This window comes from Okibacterium fritillariae (assembly GCF_052783725.1).
Genome location: NZ_CP199917.1, coordinates 288372 through 308612 on the forward strand (window position 1 = coordinate 288372; position 20241 = coordinate 308612).

Sequence of the window (20241 nt, forward strand, 5' to 3'; positions counted from 1 at the left end):
CTCCCCATCGCCCGGGCCACGGGCATGCCGATAGGTTGAAGAACATGATGAAACTGCGACCCCTTGCCCTCACCGTGGCCGCGTGCGCCTCCCTCACGGCCCTCGTCGGATGCTCGTCCAGCTCGGCGCCGAGCGACGACACGTCCGCCGCCTCGTCGGCCCCCGAAACCTCCGCGGCCGCCGCGGGCGGTGACTTCTGCACCGCCTACGCCGACGCGGGCGGCACCCTCGCCACCCCCAGCAACTTCCAGGTCGGCCTGCCCGCCGACGAAACCATCTCCGATCTCTCGGGTCGCGTCGCCGTCATGGATGCGGTCACCCCACCCTCCGAGATCGAGTCGGCCTGGCAGTCCGCCCGTGGCCTCTACGCTGAGGGCGTCGAGATCGCCGAGGCCGTCCCCGACAAGAGCTCACCCGTCCTGGACTCCCGCATCTTCGCCATCGTCAAGGAACTCTCGGGCCCGACAGGCGACATCCGCGACTACCTCGACGCCACCTGCTGAGCCCCTCTGACACACTGATGCCATGAGTGCACAGCGCACGAGCAGCTACTGGCGGCAGCAGATCATCCTGAATGCCGTACTCGGCGTGCTCTTCAGCGTGTTCGGGATGGCCTTCCTGCTGCTCAGCCCCGTCGACAAGGGATATGGGCTGATCTTCTTCCTGGCTGGCCTGGGGTTTTTCGGCGCGCTGATCTTTGTGAGCCGGCAATATCGGCGGATGTCGAAAGAGCAGCGGGCCGTCTATGCGTGGGCAATCGCGCAGCAGATGTCGGCAACCGGATTTCGCACCACGGGCGGCGACATCGAGATGATGGCCATCGCGACCCAAGCTCAGAAGGGTGCTCTCTCGGCGGCCGAACTGCAGCACTTGCAGGATCTCAACCCGCGCAACCCCTACCCGGTTCGCCCTCCGGCTCCGCCCACGCCCACATGGTCAGGCCCCGAGCTTTAAGGGCAACGCAGCCGTGGCGCATTGTGGTGGGCGGTAATTAGGCCGAGGGGCCCGATTCGGTGATGTTGCGGGGCAGGCCGCGCGCGAGGCGCAGCTTCTGGGCGCGGCGTTCCTTGATGTAGTAGCTCCAGGACGCAACGGGGGCTAGGAACATGAGGAAAAAGAAGAACCACATCACGGGGGTGGACTCGGTGTCGCCCTCGACGACGGGCACGAGGCCCATGCTCTGCATGACGATGATGACGGCGCCATATGCGACGCCGATCGAGATCAGCGTCAGCACGATCGATATGATCAGCAGGCCGCTGGCCGAGTTCACGGGCTGGACCGCGCTGCCCACGCTTCCCTTGTAGACGCCGTACTCCTCGGGGGTGAGCCCCTGCCGCTCGGCATCCAGCTCGGCTTTGCGCGCGTAGAACTTCTCGCGCCGCGCTGCGTTGTCGGCCATGGCGATTCCCCTCGAGCGATGGTGAGAGGGCCCCGCCCGTCATGTGACCGGCGAGACCCTCCACGATGTGGCTACAGCATATGCCGCTACAGCACCTTCGACAGGAACGCCTTGGTGCGCTGGTGCTGCGGGTTGCCGAGAACCTCGCGGGGGTCGCCGCTCTCGACGACCACGCCGCCGTCCATGAAGATGAGCGTGTCGGCGACTTCGCGCGCGAAGCCCATCTCGTGGGTGACGACGATCATGGTCATGCCGTCGGCCGCGAGCTGCTTCATGACGTCGAGCACCTCGCCGACGAGCTCGGGGTCGAGAGCCGAGGTCGGCTCGTCGAACAGCATGAGCTTCGGGTCCATGGCCAGGGCCCGGGCGATGGCGACACGCTGCTGCTGGCCGCCCGACAGGGATGCCGGGTAGGCTTTCGCCTTCTCGGCCAGGCCCACACGCGTCAGTAGTTCCATGGCGCGCTTCGAGGCGTCGGCCTTCGACTGACGCTTGACCTGCTGCGGCGCCTCGATGATGTTCTCGAGCACCGTCAGGTGCGGGAACAGGTTGAAGCGCTGGAACACCATGCCGATGTCCTTGCGCTGCTCGGCGGCCTCGCGCGGCTTCATCTCATAGATCTTGTCGCCGCGTTGGCGATAACCGATGAGGGTTCCATCGACGGTGAGGCGCCCGCCATCCACTTTTTCGAGGTGGTTGATGCAGCGCAGGAACGTGCTCTTGCCCGAACCCGAGGGCCCGACCACGCACAGCACCTCGCCGCGCTTGACGGTGAGCGAGATGTCGCGCAGCACCGTGTGGGAGCCGAACGATTTCACGACGCGATCGGCGACCACCATGGGCGTGTCGGTGGATCCGGCAGACCCGGCGGATGCGGCGGGCGAGGGGTGTGCAGTCGTGGCGCTCATGCTGAGCCTCCGTCTCGTTTTCCGCCGGGGATGGTGCTTGTGACACCGGTGGGCGTGGCGTCGGATCCTTCGGCACCCGGTGTGGCTGCGGCATCCGCACCCGGCCCCACGTCGACGAAACGGGTGCCGCGGGCGAAGCGGCGCTCGAGGAAGTACTGGCCGACCATGAGGATGCTGGTGAAGAAGAGGTACCAGATCGACGCGACGATGAGCAGCGGGATCGGGTTGAACGTCTCGGCCGAGATGTCACGCGTGCGCGTGTAGAGGTCGAGCGAGAACGGCACGGCCGTGACGAGAGACGTGGTCTTGAGCATCGAGATGACCTCGTTGCCCGTGGGCGGGATGATGATGCGCATGGCCTGCGGCAGGATGATGCGACGCATGGTCTTCGACCACGACATGCCGAGCGCGGTGGCCGCCTCGGACTGTCCTTCGTCGACCGACAGCAGCCCGGCGCGCACGATCTCGGCCATGTAGGCGGCCTCATTGAGGGCCAGACCGATGACGGCCAGCCAGAAGAGGCTGATGACATCCTGCGTGGTCCACTCGGCCCACACCACGTCGGTGAACGGGATGCCCACCTGGATCTGCCGGTAGATGGTGGCGATGAGGCCCCAGAACACGAGCTGCACGTAGACGGGTGTGCCGCGGAAGATCCAGAGGTAGATCCACGCGATGCCCTTGAGCACCGGGTTGGGCGACAGGCGCATGACGGCGAGCAGAACGCCCAGCAGGATGGCGATGATCATCGACAGCACGGTCAGCTGGATGGTGACGAACGCCGCCTGTGAGACGCGCACGTCGAAGATGTATTTGCCGACCGCTGGCCAGTCATAGGCGGGGCGGTTGGTGGCGGCATCCCAGATGAACGCCGCGACCACGAGGATCAGGATGACGGCGATGACGTTGCGCAGCGGATGCCGGAGCGGGATGGCCTTGATGGGCTCAGGCTCTGAACCGCCCGCGCTGGGCGCCCGGTCGGGGCGCCCAGCGGTGGTCGTGGAGGTCATTATTACTCCGTGGCTCCGTTGATGTCGATGGCGTCGATGGCGCCCTGGTCGACGCCCCACTTCTTCAAGATCTCGGTGTAGGTGCCGTCGTCCATCAGGGACTGCAGCGAGGCCTTCAGCGCCTCGCCGAGACCGGAGTCCTTGGCGATGGGCATGCCGTAGAGGAACACGGAGTAGACGTCGCCCGAGGTTTCGAGCTTGCCGTCGGACTGGGCGACCGCGTACTGCGTGACGGGCGAGTCGGCCGAGAGGGCGTCGGCGCGGCCGAGCGCGACGGCGGCGGTGGCGTCGTCCTGCGTGTCGTAGCCGAGCAGTTCGATGGCGGGCTTGCCGGCGGCCACGCAGGCTTCGCTCTTGGCGGGGCCGTCGTCGAGGGCCTCGGTGGTGCCGTTCTGCACGGCGAGCTTCAGGCCGCACGCGTTGTCGGGGTCGATGGGCTTGCCCTTGGGCGCGGCCCACTGGATGCCGGCCGTGTAGTAGTCGATCATGTCGACCTGCTGCTGGCGCTCGACGGTGTCGAAGAAGGAGGAGACGCCGACGTCGTATTTGCCGCCCGTGATGCCGGGGATGATGTTGTCGAACTTGGAGATCGTGTATTCGGTCTTCAGGCCGAGCTTGGCGGCCATGGCGTCGGCCAGCTCGATCTCCCAGCCGGTGGGGTTGCCGTCGGCGTCTTTGAACTCGTTGGGGGCGTAGGTGGCGTCGGTGCCGACGACGAGCTTGCCCGAGGAGGCCACGTCTTCGGGCAGCAGCTTGGCGGCCGCGTCATCCTTTTCGACGGTCATGGCGGCGGCCGAACCCGATGATCCGGGGCTGGGGGTTTCGTTGTTCACACAACCGGTGAGCAGCAGGGCTGCGCTGGCGAGCAGGGCGAGCGGTGCAAGGGATTTCGCTGTCATGTTGGTTCTTTCGTCGGGCCGTGGTGGCGGTGCGGGTGGAACGGGTGAAGCGGTGCGGTGCGGTGCGGTGCTGTGGTGTGGAGCGGGTAGTGCGGTGGAGCGGGTTGGTGCGTCAGGTTAGCGAAGTCGATGAGGTGAGGTCGAATTCGCGGTCGTGGGCCGGCGCGTCGTAGAGGCGTCGGCCGCGCACCCAGGTCTGGCGGGTGCGGGTCAGGTGGATCTCGTCGGCGGGCGCGGCGAACGGGTCGCGGTCGAGCACCACGAGGTCGGCGGCGAAACCGGGGGCGAGACGTCCGGCGTCGTCTTGGCCGTTGAGGTGGGCCGAGCCGGAGGTGTAGGCGGCGAGGGCCGTTTCGAGGGTCAACGCCTGCTCGGCGAAGAACGCGCGCGGGTTGAAATCGGGGTCGGATGCGGGCAGCCGCCGGTTCACGGCCACGTGCAACGCCTGCCACGGGTCGGGTGTCGTGACGGGCCAGTCCGAGCCGGCGCCGAGTCGGGCCCCGGCGCGTTCGAGCGCCGCGAACGGGTACTGCCACGCCGCGCGCTCGTCGCCCAGGATCGGCAGGTTGAGCTCGACCATCTGCGGATCGAAGGTGGCCCACAGTGCCTGCATGTTCACGGCGGCGTCGATCCGGGCGAAGCGCGGCACGTCATCGGGATGCACGATCTGCACGTGCGCGATGTGGTGCCGGTTGCTCGGGCCCCCGTCTGCGCGGCCGTTCTCGGTGCGGGCCGCCTCGAGCGCGTCGAGGGCCTCGCGCACCGCCCGGTCGCCGATCGCGTGGACGTGCACCTGGAAGTCGGCGGCGTCGAGGGCCGTGACGTAGCGCCGCAGGTCGGCGGGGTCGATGTAGGAGTGGCCCGTGCTGGGCGTGCCGCACCGGCATCCCGACGGGTCGAGGTAGGGGTCGATCATCGCGGCGGTCTGGTTCTCGGGGATGCCGTCTTGCATGACCTTGACGGATGCGGCGCTGAAGCGCGGGTTGTCGTGCAGGGCGGCGCGGCGGGCGACGAGTTCGTCGAGCTGGTCGAGGCCGCGCTCTCGGTCCCACCAGAGGGCGGCCCGCACGGTGGCGGTGAGGTCGCCGTTGTCGGCCGCGCGCCGGTACACGTCGCCCGTGTCGGTGTGGCTGCCGTAGTTGCCGACGATGGCGTCCTGCCAGCCGGTGACGCCGAGCGAGTGCAGGTAGGCCTGGGCCGAGAGCAGCGCGGCGTATTCGTCGTCGGCGGTGTCGGCGGGCATGAACGGGGTGACGAGTTCTCGGGCGCCCTCCTGCAGCACGCCGTTGGGGCGGCCGTCGGCGAAGCGTTCGATGCGGCCGTCGGCGGGGTCGGGCGTGTGCGCATCGATGCCCGCCAGCTCGAGGGCGCGGCTGTTCACCCAGGCGCCGTGGTGGTCACGGTTGGCGAGAAAGACGGGTCGGTCGGGCACGGCCGCGTCGAGCGCATCGAGCGGGGGGATGCCGCCGGGAAAAGCCGCGAGCTGCCACCCGCCGCCGCGAATCCAGGGCTCGTCGGGGTGCGCCACCGCATAGTCGCGAATGATGCTCAAATAGTCATCGGATGTCGCGCCCACCGACAGATCGCAGCGCATGCGTTCGAGCCCGCCCTCGATGGGGTGGATGTGGGCGTCGACGAACCCGGGCTGCAGCAGGCCGCCGTCGAGGTCGACGACCTCGGTGTGCGCGTCACGGAGGCCGAGGGCATCCGGGCCGACCGCGACGATCGTCTCGCCCCGCACGGCGACGTCGGTGCCGGGCGCGAGCAGGCGTCGACCGTCGAATACCGTGCCATTGACGAAAATGACGTCGGCGCGTGCTGTCATCTGGTGCCTGTTTCCTGTCACCGCCACGAAGCGGATCACTCCGTTGCGGTTCCCAGATCGTATCCCGGCGACTCTGCCCGGATGGCCTGCGTAATCAAGTATTTACATTATCCCTACGGGGTGCCCGGCAGGGCCGGGCGAGCCGGTTCCCCTTCGGGGTGTGTCCGGGGTGCGGCCGCGGGTCCTAGATTTACCTCTTGTGCGTGTGTACGCACCGGCCGATCGGCCAACACAGTTTGGGAAAGGGCTCAGGCAATGAAGGCGGAGGACGCTCAGGCAGTTCTCGAGGGGCTACGTCCGCGACTCTCGGAATGTTTTGCGTTCGTCGGTATGCAAGATTCGCGCGCATATATGCGGGTCGAGGACCGGGAAGACCCCGACCGATGGGCGGCGGTGTACACGCCTGGTCAGGGTTACTTCAGCGTCCAAACGGAGACGACGCTCACGTGGGACTATGTCGACGACGACGCATCCGACGAGGAGGTCCATGCTGCGCTCTCCCGGCTCGTTTCTCTGGCGGTGTCATATGTCTTGGGCCAGGGCGAAGAGATGCGGTCTCGGCGACTCGGTTTCCCATCATTACGCCTTCACGACGACGAAGGGACGGTAACGCTGAAATTGCCGATGCAGGAGGGCCTCTCTTTCGTTCTGAGGCGGTTCCGGCGCTCATGAACAGGAACACGGCGTCGCGGTGGCTCGCTCGGATTGCGCTGGCGATTTTGGCGTGTGCAACGCTCGCGCAGATGTGGCTCGTCGTTGAGGTGACCGTCTGGCATCTGTCGAATGCGTCCGCCGTTCCGGTGGAGGCCGATGGGATGCTTAATCTGATTGCCCCCGCCCTCGTGGGAGCGATGGTGATCGGCTATCTCGCGACGGTTATCGTCATCCTGCGCCGCCGCGCTCTGGTCTACGTCCTCCCCGTTCCACTGGTCATGTTCGCCGTTTTGTGTACAGTCCTGCTGCAAGGCGGCGGTTTCTAGGCAGCCCAAGTCGGATCGGCTGGTTCGAGGGTGTTTCCCCTTCTGGGGTGTGTTTGGGGCCCGCCGCGGCCCCTAGATTTGGCTCATGTGGATTCAGGGGGACGGGACGTTCGGCATGGTCGCGCGCCTCGACCCCGAATCCCTGCTCGACCTCGAACTGCGCGACAGAATCGACCGCCTGTCAGATCGCGAGAAGGTCGAGCTGATCGATGCGCTCGGAGCTTACGAGGATGCCCTCGGGGAAGAGCTGCAGGGCCGCAGGGATGAGTTCGCCAACGCAGTCGTCAACGAACCGTTTCGTCATCTCGACATCCCGGACGAATACATCCTGCGCAACAGTCCTTCCGAGGACGACCTCTTCACTGTGCTGCGGGAACAGGTCGCGCACACACCGCCCCGCTGGCAGCTGGAACGGATTTACGCCCCCATCGCCTACCTGTATGACTCCGGGCCTGGCCCCCGCAAGATGAAGCGCATCCGCAAGGATACCGTCGTCGATAAGCGGTTCGTGAGGGTCTTCGGCACCGAGCGTGTTGCTCTCGGCGTAGCCGGGGCCACGTGGGGCCTGGCCGGGATCGTTGCGGCGATCGTCGGACCGTTGCATGATGACGCGGCGAATCGTCTGGGTCAGATCTTCTTTGGCGCGGCAGCTGCGTACTTCGTCGGGCGAGCAATGTTCATGGGGTTCTACACATCCGCTTCGTCGCTGAAGGTCGTCTCGTGGTTTCGCACGTACGTGATCGCTCGAGAGGATGTTCGGCGCATAGATCACGAGGCGTACGACGGCGTTGCTACTCGTGGCGCCGAGTTCGGGTTGGTCAGAGTCGCTGTCATCAACTTGCGCCCGGGAACCTCACGCGCCTTCCGGGGTGTACCTCTGAGCCGTCGTCGAGTGCGGCGCGTCGCTCAAGTAATTGCGGCTTGGTCCAGCCAAATCTCAACTACAGGGTGAGATACAAACCGTGATCGCTTCCCTGATAACTGTTGCAGTCGTCGTAATCGTCTTCGCGGAGCTCGAAAACATACGTGCAGCGAGAAAACACATTCGAAAGCTGGAAACGCTGAGCAGCACCGAACTTTCCGATAAGGAACGCTCTCTAACCCAGAACAGGCTCGAACCGGCCACGGAAGGACTCGGCATTCGTGTTCGGTTGACGTGGATCTGCGCGATCGGAGGCATGATCTTGATCGCAGTGGCCCTGGGAATCACGTACGTCATCGACCATCCCGACGCTTCTTCGGAGGGACCGCCGGTCAGCTATATGCCGTTGGTCATTGGATTCGGCTTCATTATTGGGATCGGTTTGAGTGTCATCTGCCTCGCTCACGCCTTTGCGCGCAAGTTACCCCCCCCTCACCGGAAGCACCATTCCGACACTCGAGACGGACGCGTGCCATTTTGGCAGGCGTTGGGGCCACAGGAAGCATCGGCCTGACCCTGGGAGCGATTTTCTACTACGTGGTGTGACCTTGGAAGGTGTGGCGCCCCTCACGCGGTCGTGAAGCGGGCGCGGTAGCGGGAGGGGGTGGTGCCGAACTCGGCGAGGAAGAGTTGGCGAAAGGTGACGGCGCTGCCGAAGCCGCAGTCGCTGGCGATGTGTTCGATGGGCAGGGTGCCCGTTTCGAGAAGGCGGCGGGCCTCGTCGAGGCGGCGGGCGCGCACCCAGGCGGCGGGCGTGGTGCCGGTGCCCGTGCGGAACGCCCGGATGAAGGTGCGGCGGCTCTGGTGGGCGCGGGCCGCGAGCGTCTCGATGGTGAGCGGTTCGGCGAGGTGCGCGAGGGCCCAGTCGAGCACGGTGGCGATGGCGTCGTCGGAACGATCGTGCGCGATGGGCCGCTCGATGTATTGCGCCTGACCGCCCTCGCGGTGCGGCGCGATGACGAGGTTGCGGGCGACCTGATTCGCGGCATCCGCACCGAGGCGTGTGCGCACGACGTGGAGGCAGGCGTCGAGACCCGAGGCGGTGCCCGCTGACGTGAGGATGTCTCCGTGATCGATGTAGAGCACGCCCTCGTCGAGCGCGATGTCGGGGTGCAGGCTCGTGAGCAGGCCGAACTCGCGCCAGTGCGTGACGGCGCTGCGGCCCGCGAGCAGACCGGCCTCGGCGAGGGGGAACGTTCCGAGGCACAGCCCGGCGATGGGGGCGCGGCGGGCGGATGCGTCGACGAGAACTCGTTGCAGCGCGGGGGTGGATGGCCGGCCGTCGTCGTGCCAGGACGGGACCACGACGAGGTCGGCGTCGGCTGCGGCTTCGGGGCCCGCCACGCCGCCGATCGTGAGCCCCTCGGCGCTGCGCACGGAACCGGGGTGGTCGGAGAAGACGACGGTGGTCCAGTCGGCGAGGCCCAGGCGGCGCACCTCATCGAAGACCATCTGGGGCACCGAGAGGTGGAACAGGGTGATGTCGTCGAACGCGTAGATGGCGATGCGCATGCTGTACTCCGTTCGTGAGGCCGGTTCGCGGCGAGTGACCGCGGTGGCCCGAATCCATTGTAAGGCGGCATGCGTGCCACTCACGCGGGGGAGTGCTGCCGGGCGACGATAGTGAGGTGCCGTTGCCGCGGCGAGAGAACCGCGGCTCAGGCATCCCGACAACTTGGAGGAAACCTCATGACGAACCCGCGCCGCGCCCTGATCCTGATCGATGTTCAGCAGCAATACTTCGACGGAACCCTCGAGATCCACTACCCGCCGCACGCCGAATCGCTGCCGCGCATTCTCGCCGCCATCGATGCGGCCGAGGCCTCGGACATCCCCATCGTCGCCTTCCAGCACAGCGGCGGCGAGGGTGCTCCCCTCTTCGCACCCGGCACGCCCGAATTCGAGCTGCACCCCGAGATCGAGGCGCGTGCGACCGACGAGTGGACGCGCATCACCAAGTCCTACAGCTCCGTCTATGTGGGCACCGGCCTGGCCGAGTGGCTGCGCGAACGCGACCTCGACACCGTGACGCTCGTCGGCTACATGACCAACAACTGCGTTCTGGCGTCATCGGTCGAGGCCGAGTTCCTGGGTTTCACTACAGAAGTTCTCTCGGATGCCACGGGCGCCATCAACATCGCCAACTCGGCGGGTTTCGCCAGCGCCCAGACCGTGCACACCACGCTCATGGCCCTACTCAACTCCAACCTCGCCACCGTCGCGACGACCGAAGCATGGACGGCGGCGCTCGCCGACGGCCAGCCCCTCGAAGCGAGCAACCTCATCGAGTCGGCGACGACGGGCGCGAGCCGCGCCGCCTAAGGCACTCGCGCGTCGCGCCATCGGCCGAGCATGAGCGCTTCGTGTCCGACGCTCACTGCGCGTTCCGCGGAGAGGAGCAACCCCCTGCAGGCGTCGCCACGCGGGTAGTAACGTGAATGCCAGAAATGCCCCCGCTCTCATTAGCGGGGGCATTTCTTAGCGGAAGGTGCGGGATTCGAACCCGCGATGAGTTGCCTCAACCGCGAGACGCGCTCGCGGACATTGGGCCAACTCTGTCAACCTCGTCGCCAGGCTACGTCTGGTGCGGCCCGCAGCCTACGGTTCTCGCAAACAAAACTCGGACGGGGGGTGCCGCGCGGCGACGCGCTCACGCCGAACGCGCGTGCCGGCCGGGTCGCTAGCGAGCCAGGCGCGCCTTCAAGACATCCTCGACGGTCGTCCACTCGTGCGCGCCGTAGCGGTCGTTGTCGACGTGGTGCAGCTGTGCCTGCCCGCTGAACATGCTCACGAAGTACTGCATGCCCTGCCAGGCGGGGAAGGGTTCGTCCGACGAGCGTGAGGCCAGCTTCATAGCCTTGCTCATGGCCAGCAGGGTTCCGGCGGTTCCGGCCCACTGCAGCTTGAAGGGCGTGCCCGTCAACCGCGTCATGGTGCGGGCGACCTCGCGGGCCGACACCTGCGAACCGGCGACCTCGACCACGCGCGGGGCGTTGTCGTCGAGCGCGGCGAGGGCCGTCACACGCGCGGCGTCGTCCTTGGTCGTGAAGTCGAGGATCTGATCGGCGGATGACCAAAACAGCACGCGCTTGCGGTCCCACAAGATCATCGGCGCGTCGCCCGCGAGCAGGTCGGTGAACATGCCGTTGAGAATCGAGGTGGCCTGCACGGGTGCCGCGTCGACGTCGGCCGCGAACTCGCGCCGCAGCTCGAAGTTGCGGTTGCTGTCGGGCGCGATGCGGCGGTAGTCGGCCGAGTAGTCCGACGGGATGAAGCGGGGCACACCGGCCGCGACGGTCGCCTTCAGGAGGGCGCGCTGGGCGTCGACGATCACGGAACGCAGGCCGTTCACGGCCGACACCACGACATCCACGCCCGTCATCGCCTGGGTCAGCGCGGCGTGGTCGGTGTAGGCGGCGGTGACGATCTCGATGCGTTCTTCGTGGCCGAAGAGCGTGGTGGCGGTTTGGCTGCCGGGGCGGGTGAGCACGCGCAGCTGCACGTCGTGCGTCAGCAGCTCGCGCACGATGCGCTGGCCGAGGTCGCCGGTGGCGCCCGCGAGGAGGATTGTGCTGGTCATGGGTGGTCTCAATCTGTTGGGGTCTGTGGTGATTCGTCGATCGCGCAGGTCGCCGTGTCGGCGGTGCCGAGAGCCACGCGGGCGAGGAGTTGGCGCAGGGTCGTCTGCTCGTCGTCGCTGAGGTGGCGCATGAGCACGCCCTCGACCTCGCGCAGGGCGATACGGGCCTTCGCGAGCAGAGATCGGCCGGCCCGGGTGGGAAGGACCTGCCGGATGCGGCGATCGGACGGGTCGGGGCGGCGTTCGACGAAACCGCCGGTCTCGAGGGCGTCGATGACGTAGGTCATCTGGGTCTTGTCGATGCCGAGGCGCTGGGCGAGCGCGAGCTGCGACGAGGGCTGCTCGGTCGTGACGGCGACGAGCACCTGATAGCCGCGCGGCCCGCCGGGCACGTCGGCCACGGCTCCCGTCGCCGCGCGCGAGAACCCCTGATACATGGCGGGCAGGGCCCATCCGAGCTCGGTTTCGATTCCGCCGGCGCCCCAGTCGATCTCGGGCACCGAGGTGAGGGTCGGTGAAGCATCCATGTTGCGATCGTATGCCGAAAAGATCGTCTCAGCGAAAGACGATTGACCCTTGACAGGAGCTTCGTGGGCTGCTCGAGCTGCGCGGATCGCGGCGCGTGACAGAGCTATAAGCTTCGAGCGTGCACCCGCAGACGACACTGCTCTATGACCCCACGCGCACCCGCTGGGGTAGTGACGGGCCTCGACCCCTCCGCATCCGGGTATGGCCCCGCACGCAACCGGGCCCGGCCGCCACCGTTCTGCTCTCTCACGGGACCGGGGGAGCGGGCGAGGACCTCGACTGGCTGGCGCAGCCGCTGAACGACGCAGGTTTTCTCGTAGCCTCCGTTGATCATCATGGCAACAGCTACCAGGACGAGTACCTGGTCGAAGGTTTCACCCTGGTCTCCGAGCGGCCGAGGGATATGAGCTTCCTTCTTGATCACCTCGTCGCCGCATACGACATCGACCTCGATCGCGTCGGTGGCGCCGGCTTCTCCCTGGGCGGTTACACGGTTGCCGCGCTGCTGGGCGCGCAGGTGGATGCTCGCGTCGTCGCGGCCCTCTTCGCCGGCCACGTTCCCGCGCCCGCGGTGCCCGAGTTCCCCGACATGATCGCGGCGCTGCGCTCGTCGTACTCGGATGCGCAGCTGGCGGGCCTCGCCGAATCGACCGCCCTGCCCGTCGCCGACCCACGCCTTCGGGCGGGCGTCCTTCTCGCCCCCGGAATCGGAGAACTCCTCACGCCAGACTCGCTTGCGCGCATCGATGCGCCGGTCTTGATCCGCTGGGGCGATCAGGATGACATCACCCCGCCCGCCGGCAACGCCCAGCTCTACGCGGCTGCCCTCCCCCGGTCGCAGGCGCGCAGCGTCGGCTCGGACGTCGGCCACTACGTCTTCCTCGGCGACCGAGAAGACCCGACCGGCGTGCGCGACGCGGTGGCGCGGGATGTGGTTGCCTTCTTCGACGAGAACCTGTGACACCGCAGAAGTGTAAGTAAGTTTTGGTCTTACTAACACTTTCTCGACGAAACGTTAGTAGGATCGATCTATGCCAACGTTTTCGAGCGAAACCGAGCGGGCGGCTCAGCCCCACATGGTCGTGCCGCCGATCACGTTCGACGACCGTGAGTGGCGGCCCGTCGATTCCGGCCGGTACTCCCGTCGCGAACTGAACCGACAGACAGGGCCCTACAAATCAGCGGTGCCCGCCGTTCTCGCGGACTGGCAGCCCGACGTAGAGGGCGGGCTCGGAGCCGACGTCGACGAGGCAAGCCGAGCGCTCGCCGACTTCGACTCGTTCGCTGCGCGCACGCTGGGCTCTGACAATCCCGCCATCGCTCCGATGTCCGCAATTCTTCTCCGCACCGAGAGTGCGTCGAGTTCGCAGATCGAGAACCTGACGACGAGCGCCAAGCAGCTCGCCCTCGCCGAGATCGACGAGAGCGAAAAAGCGAACGCCATGACGGTGATCGGCAATGTGCGCGCCATGGAGGCGGCGATCCGGCTCTCCCGCACGATCGACGAGAGCACGGTGCTCGCGATGCACCGCGAGCTCCTCCGGCACCAACTCGGCTTCGAGGAGCACGCCGGGGTCCTCCGCGACGAACTCGTGTGGATCGGCGACGGCAACGCGGGCCCACGCGAAGCCCAGTTCGTGGCGCCGCATCACGAGCGCATCGAGCCAGCGCTGGCTGACCTCATCCGGTTCATCGCGCGCGACGACGTGCCCGCGCTGGTCCAGGTCGCGGTCGCACACGCTCAGTTCGAAACCATCCACCCGTTCGTCGACGGCAACGGGCGCACGGGGCGCGCGCTGGCCCAAGCGATGCTGCGCAATAAAGGGGTCGTCTCGCACACCACGATTCCCCTCTCCGCCGGCCTCCTCGTCGACACGCAAACCTACTTCGACGCCCTCACCGCTTATCGAGCAGGGGATGCTGCCCCCATCGTGAGCCGGTTCGCCAAGGCGGCGCTCTTCGCCGCGGCGTCCGGCAGAACACTTGTCGAACGTCTGGCCGCCCAGCTCGACGATTCACGCGAGCGGATGTCGGGAGTGCGCGCCCATGCCGTCGCGTGGAAAGCGCTTCCCCTCCTCATCGGCCAACCGGTCGTCAACGCCAAATACCTGAAGGCCCAGCTCGGACTCAACGACGTCACCGTGCAGCGCACCCTCGAACTGCTCACCGAACGCGGCGTCCTCGTCGAACGCACGGGCCTGCGTCGCAACCGCGTCTGGCAGCACCCGGGCATCCTCGCCGTCCTCGACGATTTCGCCGCCGACATCCGCCGCGCCCGCTAGGCATCGGGGCGGCGACTTAGCCGGTGGGGCGAGATGTCCTGTCCCGGGTCGATGGCACGAATGCTGCCAAAAAGGTAGACCAAACCGGACGCCTGCAATATTGTTCTGACCTGCGTTGCAGTAGCGACGTCAAGTGAACTCGGCAGCCTTCCGGACGATGGGTGAGCCGAGTTTCGCGCTCAACGCCGTTCCTGAGCTGGACGTGACTCTCAGCGCTGCGAAGATGAGTGGATGTCTGAGAGAAACTCCGCAGCCGCCGCGGTCACGATTCGCCCGCTGGGGCTTGAGCAGAGCGCGGCGGCGACGCGGTTGTGGGAGGAGGCCGGGCTGACACGGCCGTGGAATCCGCCCGCCGAAGATTTTGCGCGCGCGGTGGGGGGCGAGACATCCGCTGTGTTGGGGGCTTTCGACGGCGACGAGCTGGTGGGCACCGCGATGGTTGGGCATGACGGTCATCGCGGCTGGATCTACTACCTGGCCGTGGCCGAAACGCGGCGAGGGAGCGGGCTCGGGCGGCAGCTGAACGACGCCGCCGAAGAGTGGATGCGTGAGCGCGACGTGCCCAAGGTGCAACTCATGGTGCGCTCGACCAACGCGGGTGTCGTCGACTTCTACGAGCGACTCGGTTACGAGGACGGCGAGGTCGTCGTCCTCGGAAAGTGGTTGCGCTAAGGCTGCGGTCGCATCGCCAGGGTGTGCCGCACGCGATCAAAATCTTTCTGTGCTGCCGCGGTCCCCATGTTGATACTCCTCAGGATGAGAGTCACATCTTTCAAGCGACGCCCATGCTGAACCTGAAAGGTCTGTTCGTGATGTCCGATGCGATTGCGAAGACGGCGAAGTCTCTCGAGCGCAAGTCCAACCGCGTATCCGTCTTGGACACCCGCAGGTAGTCCGGCGGGTAAATAGGGCTGCCAACTTTGCGTCAAAGCCGGTGACAGATTGGGGAAAGCTGGCCGCAGCGCGTAGAGCCACAGATTCTCCCTATTGCTGAGCCCTGAGCTGCGCTGCCCTCGTTGCGAGGGTGGATCTACGGGGAGAAGATGAATCAAGGACCCAAAGCTGAGTTGCGCAACTCGATCGTCGAAACTGACGGCAGCTCCGTGACGGGGGTGAGTGTTAGCACGCCTTAATTGAGCTTGCTGTGCGCGGTAGCTGGTCTCCTGCTGAGCTTTCCCGACGAGCCCCGAAAGAGGAGGCGCCGCATCAAGTAACCAGTCTTCCGAACGACCTTGGGTGCGGTTCCAATCACGCAGAGCCTGATCTAACGAATTTCGAACGATGGCCTCGGTATATGAAAGCGTCTCGTACCACGCCGCACTCAGGGAGACCTGCCACGCGTACAAAGCCGCGACTGCGGGACGGCTCACAGCGGATGGTGTGGTCTGAGCCAGCTTGGCCCATTCCTGCTCGTAAGACGACAATCGAGCATTGTTCATCCCGGCAATAAGTCGCTGTGGCATTGCTCCCCCGAAACTGCAAAAGCCCTGCATGATGCAGGGCTTTCACACTAGTAACGAACAGATCCTGTCTGCCGTTGTTCATCTCGAGGCTATCACGGGGACGATGGCAAGCACGGAGGAGTTTTTGCGTTCGTCCGTCAGAATCCAAGCTTCAAAGCAGAGTGTCAGGTTCACGGGCGAGCGATAATCAGGGGATGAGGCGGCGGTCGCGCAGGTCCTGGAAGATGCTGAGGAACATGGCTTCGGTGTCGACGTAGTCGTGGAAGCCGGCGCGGCGCGACTTCGAGGTGTCCGCGATGACGTCGTAGTCCCAGGAGAAGACGAAGTCGCCGAAGGGCCACGATGAGACATCGGAGTAGGGGGTGGGCTCGAGGTCGTGGCGCTCGATCATCCGCTGCCAGAGGTCGGCCTTGTCGGCCATGACGTCGGTGAGACTGAGGGGCAGCGGCGGCGCGACCTCGAGGCCGAAGAATGCCGCGATCTTGGGCCACATGCTCGACCAGCGGAACATGTCGCCGTTCGTGATGTTGAACGCCTCGTTGCGCGTGCCCGGTGTCGTCGCCGCCCAGGTGGTGGCGCGCGCGAGCAGGTCGGCGTCGGTCATCTCGATGAGGCTCGTGTAGGCGCCGGGCGCGCCGGGGAAGCGCAGGGGCACGCCCAACTCCTTGCTCATCGAGGCATAGATGGCGACGACCATGGCCAGGTTCATGGGGTTGCCGAGGCCCACCCCGGCCACGACAGACGGGCGGATGGCCGACCACGACCAGGCGGCGCCGCGCTGACGTTGCTCGAGAAACTGCTGCTGGTCGACGTTGAACTCGGGAGGCATGTGCGGAGGATCGCTCTCCTTCGCGGGCGTGGCGAACGGGCCGAGGTGGGCGCCGTAGACCTTGTAGCCCTGCATCAGGCTGATGTGTTCGAGCTGCGGCGCGACGGGTTCGAGGGCATCGACCACGTTGGTGAGCATGGCGAGGTTCGGCGGCACGAGCTCGGCCCACGTCGGCCGGTCTTGGTAGGCCGCGTAGAAGATGTGGGTCGTCTGCGTCAGGGCGGCGAGCTTCTCGGCGGTCTGCTCGCGGTCGAGCAGGTCGACGGCTATGTGCCGGGTGGCGGCCGTGTCGGTGCCGCCGCGCCGCGAGAGCCCCACGATCTGCCAGTCGCCCTCGCGTTCGAGGTGCGCGATGAGGTTGCCCCCGATCACGCCCCGGGCTCCGACGACGACCGCCGTCTTCGGTGCTGCCGCTGCCGCTGCCGCTGCCGCTGCTTCTGTTTCCGTCATGCTCGCCCATCCTCATCGTTAAATCGTGATTTACCGATCTAAGGTTTAGCACATCATCGGTAAATCGCGATACGGCGATGTAAGCTGGATGTCATGAGCGAATTGACGGACGACGAGGTGGTTGCCGCCTTCAAGGCGCTGGGGCATCCGACCCGCTTGGCGATTCTCGGATGGTTGAAAGACCCCGAGTCGTTCCCGCCGCAAGACCGCCCGGCGCAAGAAGTCGGTGTGTGTCTCAAACACATTCAGGCGCGGGCCGATGTCTCACAGTCGACGGCATCTCAGTTCATGGCCACGCTGCAACGCGCCGGGCTCGTCACCTGCCAGCGTGTCGGCCAGTTCTCGCACTACAGCCGCAACGAAGAAACGATCGCGGCCCTCGGCAAGAGAGTCTCGCTGGCGATCTAGTGTCGCTCGACTAGCCCTGGGGGAGGCGGGCGCGCAGGTAGGGCGCCGTGCGGCTGTCGGGGGAGGCCGCGACGGTGGCCGGGGTGCCGGTCGCGAGGATGCGGCCGCCCGCGTCGCCGCCCGAGGGGCCGAGGTCGATGACCCAGTCGGCCGAGGCGACGACCGACATGTCGTGTTCGACGATGACGACCGTGTTGTCCTGGTCGACGAGACGGTTCAGTTGCGCGAGCAGCAGCTCGACGTCGGCCGGGTGCAGGCCCGTGGTCGGCTCGTCGAGCACGTAGAGGGTGTGGCCGCGGCGGGCGCGCTGCAGCTCGGTGGCCAGTTTGATGCGCTGGGCTTCGCCGCCCGAAAGCTCGGTGGCGGGCTGTCCGAGGCGCAGGTAGCCGAGGCCCACCTGGCGCAGGGTGTCGAGCGCGCGCGCAGCCGAAGGGACCTCGCGCCAGAAGTCGGCGGCGTCGTCGACCGTCATGGCCAAGACATCCGCGATGGATGCCCCGGCATACGTCACCTCGAGGGTCTCGGCGTTGTAGCGCGCGCCGTGACAGGTGGGGCAGGGCGCATAGCTGCCCGGCAGGAACAGCAGCTCGACCGAGACGAAACCCTCGCCGAGGCAGGTCTCGCAGCGGCCACCGTCGACGTTGAACGAGAACCGGCCGGCGGTGTAGCCGCGGGCGCGCGCCTCGTCGGTGGCCGCGAACACCGAGCGCACGGTGTCGAAGAGGCCCGTGTACGTGGCGAGGTTGGAGCGCGGGGTGCGACCGATGGGGCGCTGGTCGACGCGCACCAGGCGGTCGACGGCGTCGAGACCCGTGATGCGGTCGACGGTCGTCGTGGCGGGGGCGGTGCCGGTGGCGGCTTCGGCGGCTGCGGCATCCGCATCGGGTTCGCCGTCGGCGGCGGAGCGGGAGGCCCCGTCGGCATCGGCCTCGGCCGTGAGATCGGTGAAGGATGCGAGCTCGCCTCCGTGTTTCAGCCCGACCCGCACGGCGTCGGCCAGCACGCGGCTGACGAGCGTTGACTTGCCCGAACCGGACACACCCGTGACGGCCGTGAGCACGCCCAGCGGGAAGTCGGCATCGAGGCCGCGCAGGTTGTGGCGCGAGACGCCGCGCAATCCGAGCCACGATCGGGGTTCGCGGGGCTGACGGTAGCCCGGCGCTGACGAGTCCGTGCCCGAGCCCGCGTTCGAACGGCCGCCCGTGGATCGTTCGCCGAGCAGATACGGCCGCGTTACCGACTCCGCAACCTCCGCGAGCCCCTCGACGGGCCCACTGTAGAGCACATCCCCGCCACCGGCACCGGCGGCCGGGCCCACGTCGACGAGCCAATCGGCCTGGCGCACGACATCCATGTTGTGTTCGACGACGAAGACGGTGTTGCCGGATGCCTTGAGCTGCGAGAGCACGTCGAGCAGGGGTTCGGCGTCGGCGGGGTGCAGGCCGGCGGACGGCTCGTCGAGCACGTAGACCACGCCGAACAGGCCCGACCGCAGCTGCGTGGCGATGCGCAACCGCTGCATCTCGCCGGGGGAGAGCGTGGTGGTGACGCGACCGAGGCTCAGATATCCGAGGCCCAGACCGATGAGCACGTCGGCGCGCGTGACGAGGTCGGCGGCGATGCGCACGGCCACCTCGGTGGTCTCGCCCGAGGAGGCGTTCGACACGGCCGTCGTGGTCTCGGCCAGCTGGGCGGTGGGGCGCAGGGCGTCGGCGAGGCCGGCGAGCGGCAGGGCGTTGAGCTCGGCGATGGTGTGGCCCGCGAAGGTCACGTCGAGCGCGGCGCGGGTGAGGCCCGTACCGCCGCACAGGTCGCACGGCCCCGACTCGACGAAGCGCTGCGCCCGCTTGCGCGCCATCTCGCTGCCCGAGTCGGCGAGCGTGTGCATGACGTAGGCCTTGGCGCTCCAGAACTTGCCCTTATAGGGCTTGGCCACGCGGTCGCGCTGCGGCATGACCTCGACCACGGGCTGCTCGTCGGTGAACAGCAGCCAGTCGCGGTCCTCACGCGGCAGTGTGTTCCAGGGGGCGTCGATGTCGTAGCCGAGTTTGGCGGTGACGTCGCGCAGGTTCTTGCCCTGCCAGGCGCCCGGCCAGGCGGCGATGGCACCGTCGCGGATGCTGAGCGTGGCGTCGTGCACGGCCGACCGCTCGGTCACGGTGTGCGCAATGCCGAGCCCGTGGCAGCGGGGGCACGCGCCGGCCGCGGTGTTGGGCGAAAACGAGTCGGACTCGAGTCGAGTCGCACCCTCGGGGTAGGTTCCGGCGCGCGAATAGAGCATGCGCATCGAGTTGGACAGGGTGGTGAGCGTGCCGACGGTCGAGCGCGAGCTGGGGGCGCCGCGCCTCTGTTGCAGCGCCACGGCGGGCGGCAGGCCCGTGATCTCGTCGACGTGCGGGGTGTTGCCCTGCGCGATCAAACGGCGCGCATAAGGGGCCACCGACTCGAGAAACCGGCGCTGCGCCTCGGCGAAGATGGTGCCGAACGCGAGCGACGACTTGCCCGAGCCCGAGACGCCCGTGAAGGCGACGATGCTGTCGCGCGGCACGTCGACGTCCACGTTGCGCAGGTTGTTCTCGCGCGCCCCGCGCACCCGCACGAAGCCTCCCGCGGTGGGGTCGGCCGGGTCGTTGGGGATGTCGTGCGGCTGGGTTTCTCGGCGGGAAGACACCTGCTCAACCCTAGGCGCTGCACGTGAGTGGGGCTCGGGCCTTGCGCTCGAGCATCCCGGCGCTATTACCACGGCGACGCCCAC

Annotated in this window: 21 protein-coding genes; 11 read left to right on the forward strand and 10 right to left on the reverse strand. The window is 67.0% G+C overall.

What is annotated here, in order from left to right; genetic code table 11:
• The first annotated feature begins 44 nt into the window (after nucleotides 1-44).
• Both ACUWEX_RS01430 and ACUWEX_RS01435 read left to right on the forward strand, forming a co-directional pair.
• Nucleotides 45-503, forward strand: coding sequence for a hypothetical protein (locus ACUWEX_RS01430; RefSeq protein WP_445996867.1), 459 nt, complete (start codon nucleotides 45-47; stop codon nucleotides 501-503).
• A gap of 22 nt (nucleotides 504-525) precedes the next feature.
• Nucleotides 526-954, forward strand: a complete 429-nt coding sequence (locus ACUWEX_RS01435; protein ID WP_445996868.1) for a hypothetical protein — start codon at nucleotides 526-528, stop codon at nucleotides 952-954.
• Nucleotides 955-991: 37 nt separating this feature from the next.
• Here the strand turns inward: ACUWEX_RS01435 and ACUWEX_RS01440 are convergent, their stop codons facing one another.
• From ACUWEX_RS01440 to ACUWEX_RS01460, 5 genes are all read right to left on the reverse strand, one after another.
• Nucleotides 992-1402 carry a hypothetical protein gene (locus ACUWEX_RS01440; RefSeq protein WP_445996869.1) on the reverse strand — a complete coding sequence of 137 codons (411 nt, stop codon included), beginning with the start codon at nucleotides 1400-1402 and terminating at the stop codon, nucleotides 992-994.
• 86 nt (nucleotides 1403-1488) lie between these two features.
• Complete coding sequence (locus ACUWEX_RS01445) at nucleotides 1489-2241, reverse strand: amino acid ABC transporter ATP-binding protein (RefSeq protein WP_143785391.1); 753 nt, start codon at nucleotides 2239-2241, stop codon at nucleotides 1489-1491.
• A gap of 65 nt (nucleotides 2242-2306) precedes the next feature.
• A complete protein-coding gene (locus tag ACUWEX_RS01450) occupies nucleotides 2307-3320 on the reverse strand; it encodes an amino acid ABC transporter permease (RefSeq protein WP_079726513.1) in 1014 nt (337 codons plus the stop codon).
• A gap of 2 nt (nucleotides 3321-3322) precedes the next feature.
• The gene (locus tag ACUWEX_RS01455; protein ID WP_445996870.1) at nucleotides 3323-4219 is read right to left on the reverse strand and encodes an ABC transporter substrate-binding protein; all 897 of its coding nucleotides are present in this window, start codon (nucleotides 4217-4219) and stop codon (nucleotides 3323-3325) included.
• Nucleotides 4220-4331: 112 nt separating this feature from the next.
• Nucleotides 4332-6044 (reverse strand): amidohydrolase, encoded by a 1713-nt coding sequence (locus ACUWEX_RS01460; protein WP_445996871.1) that lies wholly within the window; start codon nucleotides 6042-6044, stop codon nucleotides 4332-4334.
• Between the two features lie 255 nt (nucleotides 6045-6299).
• Here ACUWEX_RS01460 and ACUWEX_RS01465 point away from each other — a divergent pair, with 255 nt between their 5' ends.
• The 4 genes from ACUWEX_RS01465 to ACUWEX_RS01480 all read left to right on the forward strand — a co-directional run bounded on the left by ACUWEX_RS01465 (nucleotide 6300) and on the right by ACUWEX_RS01480 (nucleotide 8460).
• Nucleotides 6300-6716 carry a hypothetical protein gene (locus ACUWEX_RS01465; protein WP_445996872.1) on the forward strand — a complete coding sequence of 139 codons (417 nt, stop codon included), beginning with the start codon at nucleotides 6300-6302 and terminating at the stop codon, nucleotides 6714-6716.
• A complete protein-coding gene (locus ACUWEX_RS01470) occupies nucleotides 6713-7024 on the forward strand; it encodes a hypothetical protein (protein WP_445996873.1) in 312 nt (103 codons plus the stop codon). Before ACUWEX_RS01465 ends, ACUWEX_RS01470 begins: the two co-directional genes overlap by 4 nt.
• Nucleotides 7025-7109: 85 nt before the next feature.
• Complete coding sequence (locus ACUWEX_RS01475; RefSeq protein ID WP_445996874.1) at nucleotides 7110-7976, forward strand: hypothetical protein; 867 nt, start codon at nucleotides 7110-7112, stop codon at nucleotides 7974-7976.
• Between the two features lie 10 nt (nucleotides 7977-7986).
• Nucleotides 7987-8460, forward strand: a complete 474-nt coding sequence (locus tag ACUWEX_RS01480; RefSeq protein WP_445996875.1) for a hypothetical protein — start codon at nucleotides 7987-7989, stop codon at nucleotides 8458-8460.
• Nucleotides 8461-8513: 53 nt separating this feature from the next.
• Here the strand turns inward: ACUWEX_RS01480 and ACUWEX_RS01485 are convergent, their stop codons facing one another.
• Complete coding sequence (locus ACUWEX_RS01485) at nucleotides 8514-9458, reverse strand: GlxA family transcriptional regulator (protein WP_445996876.1); 945 nt, start codon at nucleotides 9456-9458, stop codon at nucleotides 8514-8516.
• Nucleotides 9459-9635: 177 nt separating this feature from the next.
• Here ACUWEX_RS01485 and ACUWEX_RS01490 point away from each other — a divergent pair, with 177 nt between their 5' ends.
• The gene (locus ACUWEX_RS01490) at nucleotides 9636-10268 is read left to right on the forward strand and encodes an isochorismatase family protein (RefSeq protein WP_445996877.1); all 633 of its coding nucleotides are present in this window, start codon (nucleotides 9636-9638) and stop codon (nucleotides 10266-10268) included.
• 358 nt (nucleotides 10269-10626) lie between these two features.
• Here the strand turns inward: ACUWEX_RS01490 and ACUWEX_RS01495 are convergent, their stop codons facing one another.
• Both ACUWEX_RS01495 and ACUWEX_RS01500 read right to left on the reverse strand, forming a co-directional pair.
• Nucleotides 10627-11526: an NmrA family NAD(P)-binding protein gene (locus tag ACUWEX_RS01495; protein WP_077054423.1), complete on the reverse strand. Its 900-nt coding sequence runs from the start codon at nucleotides 11524-11526 to the stop codon at nucleotides 10627-10629.
• An 8-nt stretch (nucleotides 11527-11534) separates the two neighbouring features.
• Complete coding sequence (locus ACUWEX_RS01500) at nucleotides 11535-12053, reverse strand: MarR family winged helix-turn-helix transcriptional regulator (RefSeq protein ID WP_445996878.1); 519 nt, start codon at nucleotides 12051-12053, stop codon at nucleotides 11535-11537.
• Between the two features lie 119 nt (nucleotides 12054-12172).
• On the opposite strand from ACUWEX_RS01500, the gene ACUWEX_RS01505 reads away from it, so the two are divergent.
• From ACUWEX_RS01505 to ACUWEX_RS01515, 3 genes are all read left to right on the forward strand, one after another.
• A complete protein-coding gene (locus ACUWEX_RS01505; protein WP_445996879.1) occupies nucleotides 12173-13015 on the forward strand; it encodes an alpha/beta hydrolase family protein in 843 nt (280 codons plus the stop codon).
• A gap of 70 nt (nucleotides 13016-13085) precedes the next feature.
• Complete coding sequence (locus tag ACUWEX_RS01510) at nucleotides 13086-14336, forward strand: Fic family protein (RefSeq protein WP_445996880.1); 1251 nt, start codon at nucleotides 13086-13088, stop codon at nucleotides 14334-14336.
• Between the two features lie 231 nt (nucleotides 14337-14567).
• Nucleotides 14568-15008 (forward strand): GNAT family acetyltransferase, encoded by a 441-nt coding sequence (locus tag ACUWEX_RS01515; RefSeq protein ID WP_445996881.1) that lies wholly within the window; start codon nucleotides 14568-14570, stop codon nucleotides 15006-15008.
• Between the two features lie 978 nt (nucleotides 15009-15986).
• Here the strand turns inward: ACUWEX_RS01515 and ACUWEX_RS01520 are convergent.
• Nucleotides 15987-17078, reverse strand: a complete 1092-nt coding sequence (locus tag ACUWEX_RS01520; RefSeq protein ID WP_445996882.1) for an SDR family oxidoreductase — start codon at nucleotides 17076-17078, stop codon at nucleotides 15987-15989.
• Nucleotides 17079-17171: 93 nt separating this feature from the next.
• Here ACUWEX_RS01520 and ACUWEX_RS01525 point away from each other — a divergent pair, with 93 nt between their 5' ends.
• Entirely contained in the window at nucleotides 17172-17486 is a 315-nt protein-coding gene (locus tag ACUWEX_RS01525) for an ArsR/SmtB family transcription factor (RefSeq protein WP_445996883.1), read from the forward strand.
• A 10-nt stretch (nucleotides 17487-17496) separates the two neighbouring features.
• On the opposite strand, the gene ACUWEX_RS01530 is transcribed toward ACUWEX_RS01525, so the two are convergent.
• Nucleotides 17497-20124 (reverse strand): ABC transporter, encoded by a 2628-nt coding sequence (locus ACUWEX_RS01530; RefSeq protein WP_445997593.1) that lies wholly within the window; start codon nucleotides 20122-20124, stop codon nucleotides 17497-17499.
• Nucleotides 20125-20241: the final 117 nt, after the last annotated feature.